Origin of the sequence: Cupriavidus sp. SIMBA_020 (assembly GCF_046535395.1) — a bacterium.
Classification (GTDB): Bacteria; Pseudomonadota; Gammaproteobacteria; order Burkholderiales; family Burkholderiaceae; genus Cupriavidus; species Cupriavidus campinensis.
In genome coordinates, this window is the sequence record NZ_JAWRWU010000002.1 from 312,630 (window position 1) to 332,329 (window position 19,700).

The window sequence follows — 19,700 nt, forward strand, 5'->3', positions numbered from 1 at the left end:
AATATCATGACTCAACAAGCATTGCACCAGGGCCTGCTGCGCTTTATCACCGCGGGTTCCGTGGACGACGGCAAGAGCACGCTGATCGGCCGCCTGCTGTATGACAGCAAGGCCGTGCTCTCCGACCAGCTGACCGCGCTGGCCAACGCCAAGAACAAGCGCACCGCCGGCGAACAGATCGACTTCTCGCTGCTGACCGACGGCCTGGAAGCCGAGCGCGAGCAGGGCATCACCATCGACGTGGCCTACCGCTACTTCTCCACCGCGCGCCGCAAGTTCATCATCGCCGACACGCCGGGCCACGAGCAGTACACCCGCAACATGGTGACCGGCGCCAGCACGGCGCACGCCGCCATCGTGCTGGTGGACGCCACGCGCGTGACCGTGCAGGACGGCCGGGCCGAACTGCTGGCGCAGACCAAGCGCCACTCGGCCATCCTGAAGCTGCTGGAGATCCAGCACGTGATCGTGGCCATCAACAAGATGGATCTGGTCGAGTTCAGCGAGCAGCGCTTCAACGAGATCCGCACCGCCTACACCGAACTGGCCGCCCAACTGGGCCTGAAGGATGTGCGATATGTGCCGGTATCGGCGCTCCGTGGCGACAACATCGTCCACGCCAGCGACGCCATGCCGTGGTATCAGGGCGAGCCGCTGCTGCCGCTGCTCGAGGCCCTCCCCGTGGAGGACCCGGCCCCCGAGGGCGATGCCGCGCTGCGCTTCCCGGTGCAGCTGGTGATCCGCCAGGACGGCGCCCAGTCGGACGATTTCCGGGGCTACGCAGGCCGCGTGGAAGCGGGCACCGTGCGCGTGGGCCAGAAGCTGCGCGTGCTGCCGGCCAACCGCGACGCCGTGGTGGCCGAGGTGCTGACGCCGAACGGCGCGGCGGACTCGGCCAACGCGGGCGACACCGTGACGGTGCGCCTGTCGGAAGACGTCGATGTATCACGCGGTGACATGTTCGTGGCTGCCGATGCTGCCTCGGTCTCGGCCAAGAAGTTGCAGGCCGACCTGTGCTGGTTCGACGACGAATCGCTGAACCCGGCCCGCAAGTACGTGCTCAAGCACACCACGGCCAGCGTGTTCGCGCGCGTGTCGGCGGTGGATCGCGTGCTGGACGTGCACACGCTGTCGCACGAGACCGGCCGCCACGACATCCGCCTGAACGACATCGGCTCGGTGCAGCTGTCGCTGCAGAAGCCGATCGTGTGCGACGTCTACGGCGATAATCCTGCGACGGGCGCGTTCGTGCTGATCGACGAGGCGACCAACCACACGGTGGCGGCGGGCATGATCCGTGCGTATAGCTGACATCGATATCGTCAGACGGCAAGTAGAACAGTGAGCGAGATGACCCCGCATCAAGACAAACGGACCGGACGCGTGACCCTGATTGGTGCAGGCCCCGGTGCGGCCGACCTCATTACGGTGCGTGGCGCACGCCTGCTGGGCGAGGCCCAGGTGGTGCTGCACGACGCGCTGGTGTCGCCCGAGATGCTGGCCTGGTGCCCCCAGGCGCAACTCGTGGAGGTGGGCAAGCGCTGCGGCCAGCGCAGCACCGCGCAGCTGTTCATCAATCGCCAGATCGTGGACCTGGCCACCAAGTACGAGCGCGTGGTCCGGCTCAAGGGCGGCGACCCGATGCTGTTCGGCCGCGCCGACGAGGAACTGCAGGCGCTGGAAGCGGCGGGCATCGAGTATGAGGTGGTGCCGGGCATCACGGCGGCGCTGGCGGCGGCTTCGGCCATCCGCAAGCCGCTGACCAAGCGCGGCGTCTCGCGCAGCGTGGCCTTCGCCACCCAGGCCAAGGCGGCCGATGCGGTGGACGTGGAAGCTGACGTCCGCGCCGACACCATCGTCTATTACATGGGCCGCGACCAGGCGGCCAACATCGCTGCCCAGCTGATTGCCCACGGCAAGCCGGCTTCGACGCCCGCGTGGGTGGTGGAAGCGGCCACCACCGCGAAACAGCGCAGCCACCAGTTCACGCTACGCCAGATGGCCGCTGGGGAGGCCGCAGCGTGGATGGACCCGGTGCAGCCGAGCCTGCTGATGATCGGCGAGGCCCTGGCGGACCGGGCGACGGAGGCGGTGGAAGAGGCTGGGCCGGACGGACATCATCACGAACGCGCCGCCTGAATTGGCGGGGGCGGATGAAAAAGGCCAGAGCGATGCTCTGGCCTTTTTTTGCTCATCGCCGATCACGAACCCAGTTTGCAAATCCGTACATCGACGCATAGTATACGGATATCGATATCTTGAATGCATACAAGATGATATGTTGTATGGATTCAGGCGGGCTCAGCCATCAAACTGGAGTGATGACGTGTTGTACCGTGGTACGAAGGATGAAACATTTGTGCGTCAGGCGCTTAGCCAGGCGGACTATTCCTGCGGTAGATGGATCGCAAACCAAAGGTTCTTCGACAAGCCAGAAGACTCGGAATTGGATCCGCAGGCGAAGGCGGCAATCATCATCGCCGTCGCCATTTACGTGGAAACTGCGCGCCTGGACCAGAACGAACTACAGGGCGCGCTGGCCCTGCGGACGGTAGGGGAGGCGCATCGGCTGATCGACAGACTCCATCCCCTCACGTTCGGAGGCTGGAACGGATTGAGCGGGCTGAGCCGGCGTCTCAAATGACCTGAAACGCGTCGCGCGCCGGCCTTCGCGCGAGAAGCCCTGACAGCTTCTTGAGCGCAAGCGACAACTGCCCGCGTTCGGCGACCCCCCCGAGTGAAATCCGGATGGCACCTGGCGTGGACGTGCCGTCCGCAAAGGCGTCGGCGCCCGTCACGCGGAGATCTTCTGCGCGCGCGGTCCGGGTGAAGTCTGCTGATGTCCAATAGCTCGGCAATGGATGCCAGATGTGAATCCCCAGGGCCGGATTGGCATCGAAGCCCGCCAACCATTGTCTGGCGATCTGCTGCCGCGCGTCAGCCTCCGCCCGAATGCCATCAAGGAGCGTCTTCGCGGCACCATCGAGGATCCACTGCGTGGCGAGTGCCGTCGCCAGCGGCGACGCCATCAGCGTGATGGCCCGGAGTGCGGTCAGCATCGCGTTCTGAACCGCCGGATCCTTCACGACAACATAGGCGGTTCGCAACCCTGGGCTCAGACACTTCGATAGTGTCGATACATAGGCGGTCTGCTGCGGAGCCAGTGTCGCGATGGGTGGGGGCGCGTCGGGCGTGAGCAGCCAGTAGGGGTCGTCTTCGATAATCAGGATGCCCTGCCGCTCAGCGATACGGGCGATGTCTCGACGCCGTGTCTCGGGCATCGTATGCGTCGTGGGGTTCTGTAGCGTTGGATTGAGGTAGACCAGCCGAACCCCTTCCGTCTGGCATGCCGCTTCAAGGCTGTCTGGGCGCATGCCGTCGCCATCGACCGCAATCGTGACGATTCGCCTTCCAAGTTGCGATGCGGCGGCCCGTACCCCGGGATAGATCAAGGGCTCGGCGGCAATGGCGCCGCCGTGTTCCGTGCCCGCCATGATCAGGGCTGCCAAAGCCGTCTGGGCGCCGGGGCATGCCACGACGTCGTCTTCGGCTACCGACCCCAGCATCGGCGCAAGCCAACGCGCGCCGGCGGACCGGTCGGTTGTGGTGCCGCCACCCAGGTGGTAGGTCATCAACAGTGCAGGATCCGCGCGCAGGGTGAGTTGCCCGATCCCCCGTCGCAGCATCTCGCCGACATCGATGCCGGGCGCCGGCGGCGGCACGTTCATGCTGAGATCCACGGCCTGGGACAACTCGTAAGCCGGTAGCGCGACGAACGTCCCTTGAGAGCCGCGGGCGACGGTAAGGCCGCGCCGGGCCGCCTCGTTCAGGCCACGGGTCACCGTCGTCAGGTCGACCTGGAACAGGGACGCGAGCTGTCTCTGCGAGGGCAGGCGGTCTCCTGGGGCAAGGCTGCCGTCTCGCATCGCCACCTCGATCAGGTCGGCGATCTGCAGGTATCGCGAACCGCCTCCTTCCCGAAGTGGCCGGGCCCAGTCGGGCCGGGCGGGTGCCTCGCTCGGGTGTTGTTTCGACATTAAAATCTCTTGTATGGGTGTTGTCTTACATTAGCATGCCTCGCGGTTCGGGTAAATCCATACAACACCGGATAACCCGTTTTTCTTGCGAAGGTGGTTGTTATGCATGTGTGTGTGGCCGATACGCGGCGCGTCCGTCGGCGAAAGTCCCCCCGTATCCTTTCTCCTGTTCTCTGGCGTTGGCTGATCCTCGCCGCCCTCCCGCTAAGTCTGGCCGGTTGTTCGTGGGAACTGCTCAATCCCAGCGGGTCCATCGGCGTGCAAACGCGAAACCTGATCGTGCTGGCCACGGCGCTGATGCTGATGGTGGTGATCCCCGTGATCATCCTTACGCTGGTGTTTGCGTGGCGGTATCGCGAGGGCAATACCAAGGCCGAGTACGCGCCGCGCTGGTCGCATTCGACCCGAATTGAAGTGGTGGTGTGGGGTATCCCGTGCGTGATTGTGGCGCTGCTCGGCATCATCATCTGGGACACCACGCACAAGCTCGACCCGTTCCGCCCGATCGAATCGAAGGTGGCGCCGCTGGAAGTGGATGTGGTGGCGCTCGACTGGAAGTGGCTGTTCATCTATCCGCAATACGGCGTGGCGTCACTGAACGAACTGCCCGTGCCGGTGGGGACGCCGATCAACTTCCGCATCACGGCCGAATCGACCATGAACGCGCTGTTCATCCCGCGCCTGGGCAGCATGGTCTACGCCATGGCCGGCATGCAGACAAAGCTGCATCTGATTGCCGACGAGCCTGGCGTGTTCGATGGCCGCTCTGCCGCGTATAGCGGCTCCGGCTTCTCGGACATGCATTTCCGCACAGTGGCCACGTCGCGTGCCGAATTCGATGCATGGATCGAGCGTGCCCGGGCATCGGGCCACACGCTTGACGAACAGACCTACCGCAAGCTGGAGCAACCGAGCAGCAAGGACCCCGTCACGCTCTACGCCAAGGTGGACCCGCGTCTGTTCCAGGGCGTGGTGGACCAGTACATGGCCAGCAATGGCGAAATCTGCCGCGCTGACAGCCCGGTGACCATCAGCGCCATTGCCGGCGCCAACATGCCGCCGCTCCCGGCGCAGCAGCAGACCCTGGAGCGCTAATCATCATGCTTGGAAAACTCTCTCTCGACGCCATCCCCCTGCACGAGCCCATCATCATGGGCACGCTGGTGGTGGTGCTGCTGGGCGGCGCCGCGCTGTTAGGCGCCATCACGTACTACAACAAATGGTCCTACCTCTGGAAAGAGTGGATCTGCTCCGTCGACCACAAGCGCATCGGCGTGATGTACATCATCCTGGCGCTGGTCATGCTGCTGCGCGGCTTTGCGGATGCCATCATGATGCGCACCCAGCAGGCCATCGCCGTGGGTGAGGCAACCGGCTACCTGCCCCCGCATCACTACGACCAGATCTTTACCGCGCATGGCGTGATCATGATCTTCTTCGTGGCTACGCCGTTCATCCTCGGTTTGATGAACGTGATTGTGCCGCTGCAACTCGGCGCGCGCGACGTGGCGTTCCCGTTCGTCAACTCGCTGAGTTTCTGGATGTCGGCGATGGGCGCGGTGCTGGTCATGATGTCGATGTTCGTCGGCGATTTTGCGGCCACGGGGTGGGTCGCCTATCCGCCCTTGAGCGGGCTCGGCTACAGCCCCACGGTGGGCGTCGACTACTACATCTGGTCACTGCAGATATCGGGGCTAGGCACCACGCTGACCGGCATCAACTTCATCGTCACGATCCTGCGCATGCGCGCACCGGGCCTGAACCTCATGAAGATGCCGGTGTTCACGTGGACCGCGCTGATCACCAACATCCTGATTGTCGCCATCTTCCCGGTGCTGACCGCCACGCTGGCGCTGCTGGCCGCCGACCGCTACCTGGACATGCACTTCTTTACCAGCGAGCTTGGCGGCAACGCGATGATGTACGTGAACCTGATCTGGATCTGGGGCCACCCGGAGGTCTACGTGCTGATCCTGCCGTGCTTTGGCGCGTTCTCGGAGATCATCGCCACGTTCTCGCGCAAGCCGCTGTTTGGTTACTCGTCGATGGTGTACGCCACATCGTCGATCGGTGTCCTGTCGTTCTTCGTCTGGCTGCACCACTTCTTCACGATGGGCTCGGGCGCCAGCGTCAATGCCTTCTTCGGCATCATGACCTCGATCATCTCGATTCCGACCGGCGTGAAGCTGTTCAACTGGCTGTTCACGATGTACCGCGGACGCATCCGCTTCCATTCGTCGACGCTGTGGACAATTGGCTTCATGGTGACGTTTGCCGTGGGCGGCATGACCGGCGTGCTGCTGGCTGTGCCGGGCGCGGACTTCGTGCTGCACAACAGCCTGTTCCTGATTGCCCACTTCCATAACGTGATCATCGGCGGCGTGGTGTTTGGCTGCCTGGCCGCGATGACGTTCTGGTTCCCGAAAGTGTTCGGCTTCACGCTGAACGAGTTCTGGGGCAAGGTCGCGTTCTGGTGCTGGCTGATCGGCTTCTACCTGGCGTTCATGCCGCTGTACGCGCTGGGCCTGCAAGGCATGACGCGCCGCATGAACCACTACAACAACCCCGAATGGCAGCCGTACCTGATCGTTGCACTGGTGGGCGCGGTGGTCATCGGCTGCGGCATCCTGGCGATCCTGTGGCAGCTGTTCGTCAGCGTGCGCGACCGGAACGAGAACCGCGACCTGACCGGCGATCCATGGGATGGCCGGAGTCTGGAGTGGGCTACCGCCTCGCCGGCGCCGTTCTACAACTTCGCGCACGTACCGCACATCACGTCGCTGGAACAGCATTGGGATGACAAGGAAGCGGGCCGCGCCTACGTGGCGCCTGCCGCGTACGAAGACATCCATATGCCGCGCAATACGTCGGCGGGCTTCATCGTATCGGTGTTCGGGCTGGTGCTGTGCTTTGGCCTGGTCTGGCACATCTGGTGGATGGCGGGCTTTGGCCTGGCCGCGATGATCTGCACGTTCATCGCCCGCGCCTATGACCGTGACGTGGACTACTACGTCCCTGCCGCCGAAGTGGAGCGCATCGAGCGCGCCCGCTTTGCGCAACTGAAAGGGGCCAACTGATCATGACGACGACCTTGAAACTGCGCGCCGAGGCCGCGCAGGCACCGCATCACGAGACCCACGCCGCGCATGCGCATGACGACGACCACGCGCATCACGCCGAACAGGCGCAAACCAGCCTCAAGCTTGGCTTCTGGCTGTACCTGATGAGTGACTGCCTGATCTTCGCCTCGCTGTTCGCGACGTTTGGCGTGCTCGTCAATGGCACAGCCGGGGGCCCGACTGGACGCGAGCTGTTCGATCTGCGCTTTGTACTCGGCGAAACGATGCTGCTGCTGACCAGCAGCCTGACCTTCGGCGTGGCGATGCTGAAGGTACGGAACGGCAAGGGCAACCCCAACGAAGTCATCCGCTGGATGGTGCTGACATTCGCGCTCGGTGCCGCCTTCGTCGGCATGGAGATCTTCGAGTTTCACGAACTGCTGCACGAGGGCGCAGGCCCGAATCGCAGCGCCTATCTGTCGGCGTTCTTCATGCTCGTGGGCACGCACGGCCTGCACGTCAGCGCCGGGCTGCTCTGGATCATCGTGATGGTCAACCAGGTGCAGGTGTTCGGTCTCGATGGCATCGTGCGTCGCCGCCTGGCCTGCCTGAGCCTGTTCTGGCACTTCCTGGACCTGGTCTGGATTGGCGTTTTTACCATTGTCTACCTGCGGGAGTTCCTGTGATGGCCAACCAACCACATGCGCATGAGGATGACCATGGCAGCCTGCGCAGCCACCTGACCGGCTACGTACTCTCGCTGGTGCTGACGTTCATCTCGTTCGGTGCGGTCATGGGCAAGCTGTTGCCGCCGCGCGCCGGGCTGCTGATGATCGTGACGCTGTGTATCGTCCAGTTGCTGGTGCAGCTGGTGTTCTTCCTGCACCTTGGCCCGCGCAAGGGCCAACGTGGCAACACGGCTATCTTTGCGTGTACCGTGTTCCTGATCGCCATTGTCGTAGCGGGGTCGTTGTGGGTCATGCACAACGCCAACCTGAACATGATGCCGATGCAGTCGGTGCCTGTTGGCAGCAATCGATAGATTGCAGGCATCTGACACGTCCATCGGTGAAGCGGATGGACGTGTCTTCAGATCATTCCCCTATTGGCGACTGCCGCGATGGTGTTGTTGCCACCGCCCCCACGCAGTACGCCGCAATCGCGTCCAGCACGCTCTCGGCCTCGCCCACCGCCGCGGCGCAGCCAATCCGCATCGCCGGATATTGCGCCCGGCATTGGTCGATCAGCGCCGGCAAATCGCGGCGGATGTGGCCGCCCTGGCCGAAGAACACCGGTACGACGGTGACTTCCTCCACGCTCGCGCTGGCCAGTTCGCCCAGCGCCACGGGCAGCGACGGCTCCATCAGTTCCAGGAACGCCAGCCGCACGGCGGTGTCCGGCAGCACGGCGGTCAGCTTGGCCTGCAGGCGGTCGAACGGTTCGCGCCAGCGCGCGTCGCGCGCGCCGTGGGCGAAGAGGACCAGGCCGGTGGTGGCGGCCATGGCGGTCAATGCCGGTCCACCCAGCGCAGGGCGCTCAGCGCCAGTGCCAGGTAGAGCGTGCCGGGAACGAGCGCCGAGACGATCGGCGGCCAGGTGTGCAGCAGGCCGACGTGCGAGAACAGCGTGTTCGACAGGTGGAACGACAGCCCCAGCATGATGCCGCCGAACACCTTCACGCCCACCGCACCGGCACGCGCATGCAGGTACGCGAACGGCAGCGCCAGCGCCACCATCACGAACAGCGTCAGCGGATAGACCACCTTCTTCCAGAAGGCGATCTCGTAGCGCTGCGTGTCCTGCTTGTTGTCGCGCAGATGGCGGATATAGCGGAACAGGTCGAGCGTGGACATCCGCTCCGGCGTGACCAGCAGCACTGACAGGATCTGCGGCGTCAGCTCCGAATGCATCACCATGTTCGGGAACTTGGCCTGCTCGGCACGGAAGTCCGGTGCCAGGGCGTCGCGCTGGGCGCCGTCAGGGTGGGGCAGTTCGATGAAACGGGTCTCGTTGACGTCATTGAGCTGCCACGCCTGGCCGCCCTGATAGCGGCCTTCCTTGGCGACGCGGATCACGCGCAGGCGGTATTGCTGGTCGAATTCGTAGATGGTGATGCCGTTGATGCTCTGGTCCGGCTTCAGCCCCTGCACGTTGACGAAGCGGGTGACTTCGCCGCCCGCGCCCTCGGGCGTGGTGTCCTTGTCGCGATCCTTGACCCAGACACCGGAGCGGAAGCCCGCCGACACCGTGGCGCCAATCGCCTCCAGCTTCACCTTCTGGGCGTACTGCTCGGCCGCCGGGCCGATGAATTCGCCGAAGATGAAGGTGACGATGGCCAGCGGCACGGCCAGCTTGAACAGCGAGAACAGCGCCTGGCGCGTGTTCAGGCCGGCCACGCGGAAGATCGTGTATTCCGACTGGCTGGCCAGCTGCGAGAAGACGTAGATCGCGCTGATCAGCACCGCGATCGGCAGCACCTCGTACACCCGGGTGGGCGCTTCCAGCATGACGTGGAAGAACGCCACCAGCGAGGTGTAGCCGCCCTGCACGCTCTCCAGTTCATTGAGCAAGTCGAAGAACACGAACAGCGAGAGCACCGCGAACAGGATGAACGCGAACACGCCATAGATCAGGCGGCCGAAATACCGCTCGTAGACCTGGAGGACCCTCATGCCTGGCTCCCCTTGGTGTCCTTGCGGCGCAGACCGAAGACGGCGCGCCAGCCGCCCAGGCTGCGGTTCTGCCGGTATCGGAACATGCCCACGGCACCGAGGAAGGCCGCCAGGTGGATCGGCCAGATCGCCATCCAGAACGAAAGTGTCCCCGAGCGCACCCAGGCCTGCGCCAGGTTGATCATGTTGCTGTAGGTCAGGTAGATCAGCACGGCGAAGACGAGCGGCGTATAGCGGCCCAGGCGCGGGTTCACGTACGCAAGCGGGATGGCGATCATCACGAAATTGAAGGCGAGGATCGGCAGCGAGACACGCCAGAGCAGTTCGCCCAGGTTGTCACGGGTGGGATTGCGGATCAGGTCCAGCGTGTTGCGGGCCTTGGGCGGCACGTCGCTCTCGTTCTCGGGCGGCTTGTTGTCCACCTTGACGGCGTAGCGGTCGAATTCCAGGATGCGGTAGTCGAGCTGGCCCGGCGTGCCGGCGTAGCGCCGGCCGTGTTCCATCACCACCAGACGGTCGCCGTTCGGCATGGTCTGGAACTGGCCCTGGTGGGACAGCGCCACGCCGATCTTGCCTGCCTCGGCATTGGCCACGAAGACGTTGCGCGCGTACTTCATGTCCGCGTCGATACCCTCGATGAACAGTACGTAGTTGCCGTTGGCCGGCTCGATGAAACGGCCCGAGGCGATCATCGACAGCACGCCGCGCTGCTGGAAGCGGTCGCGGAACAGGCTGCTCTGCTGGTTGGCCCACGGCCACGCGAACATGCCCAGCAGCAGCGCCATGACAAAGAACGGCGCGGCGAACTGGAGCACCGGCTTGATCAGGTCGCGCAGGGAGATACCGGCCGAGAACCACACCACCATCTCGGAGTCCTTGTACCAGCGGGTCAGGACGATCAGCGTGGAGATGAACAGCGTGGCCGACAGCAGGATCGAGAGGTAGCCGATCGTGGCCAGGCCGATTAGCATCAGCACGTCGTTGGGGCTGGCCTTGCCATTGGCGGCCATCCCCAGGATGCGGATCACGAGCGACGTGAGCATGAAAGTCAGCATCACCAGGAACACCGCGCCGGCGGTGTAGGCGAGCTCGCGTCGCAGGGCTTGTTGAAAGATCATGCGGAATCGCTTCCGGCTGCCGGCCGGAGCGGGCGATGTACCGGGGGCCGAGGGACTGGCAGGACCGCGGGCTGTCAGCGTGGCGGATCGGCGGCGGCAGATCGCGGATGAAAATCGCGGATAATGGGGCCTTTCTTTTCGACGAGCCCCTGAAGGAAGCGCGATGGAATTTAGCACAAAAGCCCTGGATTGGAGCAAAGCCGGCCAAAATGGTTTCCTGGCCACGAAGACCGACTGCCTGGTGGTTGGCCTGTTCGAGGGCCAGAGCCTGGCGGGCGTGGCCAAGGCCCTGGATGTCGCCACCAAGGGGCTGGTGGCGCGTCTGGTCAAGCAGGGCGACTTCGAAGGCAAGCGCGGCACCCAGCTGATGCTGCACGAAGTGGCCGGGATTGGCGCCGCCCGCGTGCTGCTGGTGGGCCTGGGCAAGGAAGCCGAGTTCTCGGACAAGGCCTTCGTGGAGGCCGTGCGTACCGCCGTGCGTGCGCTGTCCGGCACGCGTGCCGCGTCCGCCCTCTGGTGCCTGGCCCAGCAGCCGCCGGCCCAGCGCGACGTGGCCTGGGCCGTGATCACCACCATCACACTGGTACGTGACGCCGGCTACCGCCTGCTGGAGCGCCATCCGGAACTCAAGCGCCCGCCCAAGGGCGTGGGCGCCGACAAGCCGTCGCTGCGCAAGATCGTGCTGGCCGTGGACGCCGCCGACGCCAAGCAGGCCACCCAGGCCGTGGTGCGCGGCACCGCCATCGCCAACGGCATGGAGCTGACCCGCGACCTCGGCAACCTGCCGTCCAACATCTGCACCCCGACCTACCTGGCCAATACCGCCCGGGCCATGGCCAAGCGCCACAAGCTCAAGGCGGAGATCCTGGGCCGCAAGCAGATCGAGGCCCTGAACATGGGCGCCTTCCTGGCCGTGACCAAGGGCAGCGTCGAGCCGCCGCAGTTCATCGTGCTGCGCTACGACGGCGCCGCCGCCAAGCAGGCCCCGGTGGTGCTGGTGGGCAAGGGCATCACCTTCGATACCGGCGGCATCTCGCTGAAGCCGGGCGAGGGCATGGACGAGATGAAGTACGACATGTGCGGCGCCGCCTCGGTGCTCGGCACGATCCAGGCCGTGGCCGAAATGGGCCTGAAGATCAACGTCGTGGCCGTGGTGCCGAGCTGCGAGAACATGCCCAGCGGCATCGCCACCAAGCCGGGCGACGTGGTGACCAGCATGTCCGGCCAGACGATCGAGATCCTGAACACGGACGCCGAAGGCCGCCTGATCCTGTGCGATGCGCTGACCTACGTGGAACGCTTCAAGCCCGCCGCCGTGGTGGACGTGGCCACGCTGACCGGCGCCTGCATCATCGCGCTCGGCCACGTGAACAGCGGCCTCTACGCCCGTAACGACCTGCTGGCCGACCAGCTGCTCGACGCCGGCCGCAAGGCCATGGACACCGCCTGGCGCATGCCGCTGGACGATGACTACCAGGACCAGCTCAAGTCGAACTTCGCCGACATGGCCAATATCGGCGGCCGCCCGGCGGGCAGCGTCACGGCGGCCTGCTTCCTGGCGCGCTACACGGAAAAGTACGACTGGGCCCACCTGGACATCGCCGGCACGGCCTGGAAGAGCGGGGCGGCCAAGGGCGCCACCGGTCGTCCGGTACCGCTGCTGACGCAGTTCCTGATGGATCGCGCGTCGTAATCGACGAAAAAGGTAGCCGGGATGACGCGCATCGACTTCCACAGCAACGTGCCGGACTCGCTGGCCTACGTCTGCCGCCTGGTTCGCAAGGCGTACGGGGCGGGCCAGAAGGTGGTGGTATACGGCACGGCGCATCAGCTGACGCAGCTCGATGCGCGACTGTGGACGTTCTCGCCGCTCGACTTCCTGCCGCATTGCGGGCTGGACAGCCCCAACGTGGCGGTGACGCCGATCATCCTGGCCGCCACGCTCGAGGGCGTGCCGCATCACCAGATCCTCGTCAACCTGTCACCCGAGGCGCCGGCGCAGTTCGCCAGCTTCGAGCGGCTGATCGAGGTAGTGGGGGCCGGCGAGGCCGAACGCGCCGCCGGGCGCGACCGTTACCGTTTCTACCGTGAGCGCGGCTATCCGCTCACGCACCACGACATTGGCCAGTCCGCCAAGGGAGAATCCGCATGAGTGAACGTACCACCTCGCGGGTGATTCCGCGGCTGGGCCCGAACGACAGCGTGCCGTTGCTGACGGAAGTCGTGGACCTGCCCGACCTGCCGGAGACCGCCTTCGCGCCGCCGGGGCCCGCCTCGGCAGGCGTCGGCACGGTCATCGACACGGCAAACATGCCCGAGTCGGGGCTGGTGTCGTCAGTGGGGGATACCGAGGGTGGGGTGGAGGACGATCCGGAAGCGCCGATGATCGACCCGGTGCCCTTCCTGCCAGGCGAGGATGACCTGCGCGCGGTGCGCTCGGAATTGCTGACGCGCGTGATGATGCGTTTCCGCACCGAGTGGCCGCAGGTGGTGGAAGCCCATACCGAAGCCACGCTGCAATCGCGGCTGGCGCCGCTGACCGCGCAACTGGCCAGCGAGCTGACGCAGGCGCTGGAGGCGAGGCTGGTGGAATGGCTGGATGCGACGCTCGAGGAGATCGAGCGCGATCCGGGCGGGATGTAGCAGCGAAAGCAGAGAAAGCAGGGAATTTTCCCCTCTCCCGCAGGCGGCAGAGGGGAGAGGGGAGTCGGAGACCCCAAACAGGGTCAGTCCGTCACGGCGCCCTTGCTGGCCGTCGAGGCCAGTTTCGAGAACTTCGCCAGCACGCCACGCGTGTAGCGCGGCGCCGGCTGCTGCCACGTGGCGCGGCGCTTGGCCAGTTCCTCATCGGACACGTTCAGTTGCAGCTTCAGCTGGTGCGCGTCGATCGTGATCGAATCGCCTTCCTTCACCAGTGCGATGGTGCCGCCCACGAACGCCTCGGGCGCCACGTGACCCACCACCATGCCCCAGGTACCGCCCGAGAACCGGCCGTCGGTAATGAAGCCCACCGACTCGCCCAGCCCCTTGCCGATGATGGCCGAGGTCGGCGCCAGCATTTCCGGCATGCCCGGGCCGCCCTTCGGGCCCAGGTAGCGCAGCACCAGGATGTCGCCGGCGTTGATCTTGTCGGCCAGGATGGCGTCCATCGCGCTCTGCTCGTCCTCGAACACGCGCGCCGGGCCGGTGATGACCGGGTTCTTCAGGCCGGTGATCTTGGCCACCGCGCCTTCTTCGGCCAGGTTGCCCTTCAGGATGGCCAGGTGGCCCTGCTCGTACAGCGCCTTGTCGAGCGGCAGGATCACGTCCTGGTCTGCGCGCGGCTGGTCGGGCACGCCTTCCAGTTCCTCGGCCAGCGTGCGGCCGGTGATGGTCAGGCAGTCGCCATGCAGCAGGCCGGCGTTCAGCAGCAGCTTCATGACCTGCGGAATGCCGCCCGCGCGGTGCAGGTCGGTGGCCACGTACTGGCCCGACGGCTTCAGGTTGCAGATCACCGGCACGCGGCGGCGGATGCGCTCGAAGTCGTCGATGGTCCACTCCACCTCGGCCGAGTGCGCGATGGCCAGGTAGTGCAGCACCGCGTTGGTCGAGCCGCCCGTGGCCATGATCAGCGTCACGGCGTTCTCGATCGACTTGCGCGTGATGATGTCGCGCGGCTTGATGTCCTTCTTGATCGCCTCTACCAGCACGCGCGCCGATTCCGCGGCGCTGTCCACCTTTTCCTGGTCCGGGTTGGCCATCGTCGACGAGTACAGCAGGGACATGCCCAGCGCCTCGAACGACGAGCTCATGGTGTTGGCCGTGTACATGCCGCCGCACGAACCCGTGGACGGGCAGGCGTTCTTCTCCACGCCCTCGAAGTCTTCCTGGCTCATGCGGCCGGCGGTGAACTCGCCCACGGCCTCGAACGACGACACGATGGTCAGGTCCTTGCCCTTCCAGTTGCCCGGCTTGATGGTGCCGCCGTAGACGTAGATGCCCGGCACGTTGGTGCGCGCCAGCGCGATCATGCCGCCCGGCATGTTCTTGTCGCAGCCGCCAATCACCACCACGCCGTCCATCCATTGGCCCTGGGCCGCGGTCTCGATACAGTCAGCGATCACTTCGCGCGAGATCAGCGAGTACTTCATGCCCTCGGTGCCCATCGACATGCCGTCCGAGATGGTCGGCGTGCCGAAGATCTGCGGGTTGGCGTCGGACGCCTTGATGGCTTCCACGGCCGCATCGGCCAGGCGCTGCAGGCCGGCGTTGCAGGGGGTGATGGTCGAATGGCCATTGGCGATGCCCACCATCGGCTTGTCGAAGTCTTCCTTCTGGTAGCCGAGCGCGTAGTACATCGAACGATTGGGGGAGCGCGCCACGCCTTGCGTGATGTGCTTCGAGCGTTTGTTGAATGCCATGGTGGGGGTCTCTCCGGGGAGTTTGCGGCGGGCTCGGACGTGGGCCATGCCACGGCCTGCCGTGTTTGTGGCCTGAAGGATGCCGCCTGCGTAGTATCATGTCAAATATATTATTTGACCTGTATTGAGTCGAAAAACATATCACAGCGACGAACGGGAGCGTGCGTGGACCTGCGGCAACTGCGGTACTTCGTGACAGTGGCGGAAGAGCTACATTTCGGCCGCGCGGCACGGCGGCTGGCCATGACCCAGCCGCCGCTCTCGCAACAGATCCAGGCGCTGGAGGAGGAGATCGGCGTGCAGTTGTTCGCGCGCACGCGCCGGTCCGTGATGCTGACGCCCACCGGCCAGCAGTGGCTGCCCGAGGTGCGTCGCGTGCTGGCCGATGCCGCCGCGCTGCCGGGGCTGGCCCAGCGGCTGGCGCGGGGCGAGGTGGGCTCGCTGGCGCTGGCCTTCGTCAGCACGGCCGACTACGGCATCCTGCCCGAGCTGCTGCGGCATTTCCGCGCACGGCACCCCGAGGTGCAACTGCAACTGCGCGAAGCCACCAGCGACGTCCAGCTGGAGGCGCTGGCCGAGGGTGGCATCGACGCGGGCCTCGTCATCCGTCCGCAACTGGCCGTGATGCCGCACGGGCTCTCATACCTGCCGCTGGTGCGCGAGCCGCTGGTGCTGGCCGTGCCCGATGGCTGGCGGCCCGCCAGCCTCGCCGCCGATGCCCCCGCGCCGACCGAAATCGCCCTGCGCGACGCCGCGCACGAGCCGCTGATCATCTTCCCGCGTCGTAGCGCGCCGGCGTTTTATGACATCATTACGGGCTACTATGCGCGGGACGGCCTGACGCCGGCGATTGCCCAGGAGGCTATCCAGATGCAGACCATCGTGAGCCTGGTGTCAGCAGGGATGGGCGTGGCGCTGGTGCCCGCATCGCTGTGCAACCTGCGGCGCACGGGCGTGTCCTACCTGACGCTGCGCGATGCCGGCCCGCTGATCGAGACCGGCCTGGTCTGGCGCGAAGGCGCCGCCGGGCCCTCGGCCGGGCAATCGGGGATGGCGCCGGTGCTGCGGTCGTTCATCGACATCGCAGCCGGGCTGGCCACCGCCATCGGCCTGTCGCAGGACGATGGTATCAAGGCAGCATGACCCAGACGGCATTACCCCAGAACCGGCGCGCCGCGCATCCGCACACTATATAAATACCCTCTCCTCCGCCATGCTCGTTCATCCGCAATTCGACCCGGTCGCGATTCACCTGGGCCCGCTGGCCATCCGCTGGTACGGCCTGATGTACCTGGCCGGCTTCATCATGTTCCTGTGGTTCGGCCGCCTGCGCGTGCGCCAGCCGCATATCGCTGCGCGCGGCTGGGCCACGCGCGACCTCGACGACATGCTGTTCTACGGCGTGCTCGGTGTGATCCTGGGCGGGCGTCTGGGCTATGTGCTGTTCTACAAGCCCACCTACTACCTCACGCATCCGCTCGAGATCTTCAAGGTCTGGGAGGGCGGCATGGCGTTCCACGGCGGCTTCCTCGGCGTGGTCGTGGCGATGTGGGTGTTCGGCAAGGTACGGCGCCGGCACTGGCTGGAAGTGACCGATTTCATCGCGCCGATGATCCCGTGCGGGCTGGCCGCCGGCCGCATCGGCAACTTCATCAATGGCGAACTCTGGGGCCGTCCGACTGACCTGCCGTGGGGGATGATCTTCCCGCAGGCCGGCGACAACATCCCGCGCCATCCGTCGCAGCTTTACCAGTTCGCCCTGGAAGGCGTGGCGCTGTTCATCATCCTGTGGCTGTTCTCGCGCAAGCCGCGCCCGATGGGGGCGGTGTCCGGCGCGTTCCTGATCGGCTACGGCGGCTTCCGCTTCCTGGCCGAGTTCGCGCGCGAGCCCGACACCTTCCTCGGCCTGCTGGCGCTGAATTTCTCGATGGGCCAGTGGCTGAGCCTGCCGATGGTGCTGGCTGGCGTGCTGATGATGGTCTGGGCCTACCGGCGCCAGGGCAACGGCGCCGCGGCCGGCGCGGCGCGCTGATCGCCGTCAGTTCCCGGCGCCCCGGATGGCCTCGATCCGCTCGCGCGTGAGCGGGTGGGTCGAGAAGAAGCTGGCATCGTCCTCGGACTTGTCCGAAGGCTTGCCACCATGGGCGCCTTCCAGCCTGGCCAGCACATCGGCAAGGGCGGAGACCGGCAAGCGGTTCCGCCGCATCACCTCCACCGCGTAGGCGTCCGCCTCGCGCTCATGGTCACGGGAATAGCGCATGGTCAGCATCGCGGCCGGCACCGTGGCGAGCACCGTCGAAAAATCCCCGAAGAAGTACGCCGCCAGCGCGCCCACGGCCGATGCCTGGATCACCTGCTGCAGGCCGTGGCGCTGCGCCACGTGGCCGGCCTCGTGCGCCAGCACGCCCATCATGCCGGCGCCGGTGCCGATCAGGGCCACCAGTTCGTCCGTGACCACGATGGTGCCGCCCGGCAGGGCCAGCGCGTTCGCGCCGAGCCGGCCGCCATGGCGGAACAGCAGTTGGTAGGCGTGGTCCGGATCGTCGGGGCGGCGTAGCGCGGCGAAGTTGTCGCGAATCCGCTGCTGGTCGGCGGCGGGCAGCTGGCTTGGTGTCACGAGGCCGTGGTCGAGGCTGTCGAGCGTGGCCTGGCCCAGTTGCGCCTCGATGGACGCCGGCACGGTTGCCGCCAGCAGGCCGGCGCTCCACGGCAGCAGGTAGAAATAGGCGGCCAGCACGAAGGCTACTATCCCCAGCAGCGCGAGCCCCGTGAGCCGCCAGCTGTTCTGCGCGCGCGACACCCAGCCCTCGCGGTGGCCGGTGCTGGCCAGCATGGCCTCGAAGGTGGCGTGGTCGGCCACCTCGCAGTACGCGCCGTCATCGAAGGTCACCAGGCGCGGCGCCCGCTTGTTGCGCTCGGACACCCGCAGCGAGGCCAGCGGCGCGCGGCGCACCTCCTCGCCCGCGGCATCGTGCAGGATGGCCTGCCCGCCCTGCACGATCAGCACGACGGGATGGGCGCGCGACGAGCGCGTGTCGAAATACCGGGCCGCTACCATGGCATTGCTCCGGGCGGCGCTCAGAGCGCGATGTCGATGTCGTACCAGTCCACGGCGGCGTCGCCCAGCGCGCTGACCTGCTCGGCTTCACCGGCCACGAAGGCGTCCAGCGGCCCGGCGGCGAACATCGTCACCGATTCCACGCGGTAGCGGGTGGAGCGGACTTTCGCGAAAGGCAGGAACAGGCCGCAGGTGAGGGCGATGGCGATCCAGTTCGTGAGGGTGATGAAGATCATGCGGCCCGCGCCCACGCGGCTCTCGAAGCGGTGCGGGGCCAGTGTGGTGTGGCTCCAGACCAGGTTCTGGAGCTTGGCCGTGAAGTAGGGGCCGGTCAGCATGAGGCCGAAGTAGGTGAACGCGACCGTTCCGCCGAGCACGATTGCCACGCCGCCTTTCGTACCGGCGCCGGCCGGGATGGCGATAGCGCTGAGCACGGCGCCCACGATCATGAACAGCGCCGTCACCATGCCGGTACGCAGGTACACGCCATAGAAGTGACTGGACGTTGCATCGAACGCGAACGGTGCCGTGCCAAAGCGCGTGTGATTGTGCTGGTAGTGCTTGAAGCGCTGGTGCGCCAGCGGCGCCAGCAGGCCGAGCGTCAGCATCGACAGGATCGGCCACAGCAGGAACACCTTGTAGGCTTCCCTGTCGCCGCCGGTGAAGGCGAAGCGCAGTCCACGATAGCTCGAATTCGCCATGCGGAAGCGCAGCGAGCGCACCAGCAGAAACGGCCACACTGCGCCAAAGACCACGGCGAACACCAGCGGCAGCGCCGGGCTCACCGCGCCGCTGAACTGGACCACCATGGCCAGCACCAGCACGATGGCGCGGCCCTTGAGGATCGCACCCGGCTTGCCGTGGTAGTCGAACGCGGCGTCATCGAGCCGCGTGTTGCGGTAGAAATACTGGAGCGTGCGGACCTTGGCCCAGGCGGAGTAGATGCCGAGCGTGAGCACCGTGAGCAGCGCGTTGACGATCCAGATACGGAAGTATTCCGAGCCCGATCCGGTGAACGAGAGCCGCAGCGGTGTCGGCGGCGGGGGGGTATGCCCCAGATCCGATGATCCCGCACCGATGAAGTGCTCGCCCTTGTGATCCCATGCCATGTTTGACCTCCCTGGTCGTCGGGGCGTTGTGGATCGGCATTATGGCGCCCACCGCCCTCGTTTCATATTTGCAACCGATTTGCCCAGGCCTTTCGTGCGCCAGGCGGCACATTGTGGCACTGCGGTGAACGCTTTCCATCACAAAACGTGGGAATAGACGCGTCAGAGACTGTGGGTTCGCCAACGGCTCTCGTAACGACGAAGAAACATCCTGTTACATGCTCCATGAAATGTAACAAGTCGCCAAT

General features: G+C 65.7%; 19 protein-coding genes. 12 read left to right on the top strand and 7 right to left on the bottom strand.

Annotation, left to right across the window (positions count from 1 at the left end):
* Positions 1-6: 6 nt before the first annotated feature.
* From SB751_RS05610 to SB751_RS05620, 3 genes are all read left to right on the top strand, one after another.
* The gene (locus SB751_RS05610) at positions 7-1,311 is read left to right on the top strand and encodes a sulfate adenylyltransferase subunit 1 (RefSeq protein WP_144197899.1); all 1,305 of its coding nucleotides are present in this window, start codon (positions 7-9) and stop codon (positions 1,309-1,311) included.
* Positions 1,312-1,350: 39 nt separating this feature from the next.
* On the top strand, positions 1,351-2,139 hold the full coding sequence (gene cobA, locus SB751_RS05615) for a uroporphyrinogen-III C-methyltransferase (protein WP_211943660.1): 789 nt from the start codon (positions 1,351-1,353) through the stop codon (positions 2,137-2,139).
* 187 nt (positions 2,140-2,326) lie between these two features.
* The gene (locus tag SB751_RS05620; protein WP_144197901.1) at positions 2,327-2,644 is read left to right on the top strand and encodes a hypothetical protein; all 318 of its coding nucleotides are present in this window, start codon (positions 2,327-2,329) and stop codon (positions 2,642-2,644) included.
* On the opposite strand, the gene SB751_RS05625 is transcribed toward SB751_RS05620, so the two are convergent.
* The gene (locus SB751_RS05625; protein ID WP_144197902.1) at positions 2,637-4,037 is read right to left on the bottom strand and encodes a PLP-dependent aminotransferase family protein; all 1,401 of its coding nucleotides are present in this window, start codon (positions 4,035-4,037) and stop codon (positions 2,637-2,639) included. The two genes, SB751_RS05620 and SB751_RS05625, sit on opposite strands and share 8 nt — an antisense overlap.
* A gap of 102 nt (positions 4,038-4,139) precedes the next feature.
* On the opposite strand from SB751_RS05625, the gene cyoA reads away from it, so the two are divergent.
* The 4 genes from cyoA to cyoD are packed head-to-tail and all read left to right on the top strand — an operon-like array spanning position 4,140 to position 8,138.
* Positions 4,140-5,132: a ubiquinol oxidase subunit II gene (gene cyoA / locus SB751_RS05630; RefSeq protein ID WP_144197903.1), complete on the top strand. Its 993-nt coding sequence runs from the start codon at positions 4,140-4,142 to the stop codon at positions 5,130-5,132.
* A 5-nt stretch (positions 5,133-5,137) separates the two neighbouring features.
* Positions 5,138-7,114, top strand: coding sequence for a cytochrome o ubiquinol oxidase subunit I (gene cyoB / locus SB751_RS05635; RefSeq protein WP_144197904.1), 1,977 nt, complete (start codon positions 5,138-5,140; stop codon positions 7,112-7,114).
* Positions 7,115-7,116: 2 nt separating this feature from the next.
* The gene (cyoC, locus tag SB751_RS05640; RefSeq protein WP_144197905.1) at positions 7,117-7,782 is read left to right on the top strand and encodes a cytochrome o ubiquinol oxidase subunit III; all 666 of its coding nucleotides are present in this window, start codon (positions 7,117-7,119) and stop codon (positions 7,780-7,782) included.
* Positions 7,782-8,138: a cytochrome o ubiquinol oxidase subunit IV gene (cyoD, locus tag SB751_RS05645; protein ID WP_144197906.1), complete on the top strand. Its 357-nt coding sequence runs from the start codon at positions 7,782-7,784 to the stop codon at positions 8,136-8,138. Before cyoC ends, cyoD begins: the two co-directional genes overlap by 1 nt.
* 52 nt (positions 8,139-8,190) lie before the next feature.
* Here the strand turns inward: cyoD and SB751_RS05650 are convergent, their stop codons facing one another.
* The 3 genes from SB751_RS05650 to lptF are packed head-to-tail and all read right to left on the bottom strand — an operon-like array spanning position 8,191 to position 10,885.
* Complete coding sequence (locus SB751_RS05650; protein WP_144197907.1) at positions 8,191-8,598, bottom strand: sirohydrochlorin chelatase; 408 nt, start codon at positions 8,596-8,598, stop codon at positions 8,191-8,193.
* 5 nt (positions 8,599-8,603) lie between these two features.
* Positions 8,604-9,767, bottom strand: coding sequence for an LPS export ABC transporter permease LptG (lptG, locus tag SB751_RS05655; protein ID WP_144197908.1), 1,164 nt, complete (start codon positions 9,765-9,767; stop codon positions 8,604-8,606).
* Complete coding sequence (lptF, locus tag SB751_RS05660) at positions 9,764-10,885, bottom strand: LPS export ABC transporter permease LptF (protein ID WP_144197909.1); 1,122 nt, start codon at positions 10,883-10,885, stop codon at positions 9,764-9,766. Before lptF ends, lptG begins: the two co-directional genes overlap by 4 nt.
* Positions 10,886-11,048: 163 nt before the next feature.
* Here lptF and SB751_RS05665 point away from each other — a divergent pair, with 163 nt between their 5' ends.
* From SB751_RS05665 to SB751_RS05675, 3 genes are read left to right on the top strand one after another with little or no spacing between them, the layout of a single operon-like run.
* Positions 11,049-12,578, top strand: coding sequence for a leucyl aminopeptidase (locus SB751_RS05665; protein WP_144197910.1), 1,530 nt, complete (start codon positions 11,049-11,051; stop codon positions 12,576-12,578).
* Between the two features lie 21 nt (positions 12,579-12,599).
* Positions 12,600-13,037: a DNA polymerase III subunit chi gene (locus tag SB751_RS05670; RefSeq protein ID WP_144197911.1), complete on the top strand. Its 438-nt coding sequence runs from the start codon at positions 12,600-12,602 to the stop codon at positions 13,035-13,037.
* Positions 13,034-13,528 (top strand): hypothetical protein, encoded by a 495-nt coding sequence (locus SB751_RS05675; protein WP_144197912.1) that lies wholly within the window; start codon positions 13,034-13,036, stop codon positions 13,526-13,528. Before SB751_RS05670 ends, SB751_RS05675 begins: the two co-directional genes overlap by 4 nt.
* An 83-nt stretch (positions 13,529-13,611) precedes the next feature.
* On the opposite strand, the gene ilvD is transcribed toward SB751_RS05675, so the two are convergent.
* The gene (gene ilvD, locus SB751_RS05680) at positions 13,612-15,285 is read right to left on the bottom strand and encodes a dihydroxy-acid dehydratase (RefSeq protein ID WP_144197913.1); all 1,674 of its coding nucleotides are present in this window, start codon (positions 15,283-15,285) and stop codon (positions 13,612-13,614) included.
* A 165-nt stretch (positions 15,286-15,450) separates the two neighbouring features.
* Between ilvD and SB751_RS05685 the strand changes: the two genes are divergently transcribed.
* Together SB751_RS05685 and lgt are read left to right on the top strand one after the other, a co-directional pair.
* A complete protein-coding gene (locus tag SB751_RS05685; protein ID WP_144197914.1) occupies positions 15,451-16,428 on the top strand; it encodes a LysR family transcriptional regulator in 978 nt (325 codons plus the stop codon).
* A 70-nt stretch (positions 16,429-16,498) separates the two neighbouring features.
* On the top strand, positions 16,499-17,317 hold the full coding sequence (gene lgt / locus SB751_RS05690; protein ID WP_144197915.1) for a prolipoprotein diacylglyceryl transferase: 819 nt from the start codon (positions 16,499-16,501) through the stop codon (positions 17,315-17,317).
* Positions 17,318-17,323: 6 nt separating this feature from the next.
* Here lgt and SB751_RS05695 read toward each other — a convergent pair whose 3' ends face one another.
* Both SB751_RS05695 and SB751_RS05700 read right to left on the bottom strand, forming a co-directional pair.
* Positions 17,324-18,343 carry a M48 family metallopeptidase gene (locus SB751_RS05695; protein ID WP_144197916.1) on the bottom strand — a complete coding sequence of 340 codons (1,020 nt, stop codon included), beginning with the start codon at positions 18,341-18,343 and terminating at the stop codon, positions 17,324-17,326.
* Positions 18,344-18,363: 20 nt separating this feature from the next.
* Entirely contained in the window at positions 18,364-19,452 is a 1,089-nt protein-coding gene (locus SB751_RS05700; RefSeq protein ID WP_211943663.1) for a YjgN family protein, read from the bottom strand.
* Between the last annotated feature and the right edge of the window lie 248 nt (positions 19,453-19,700).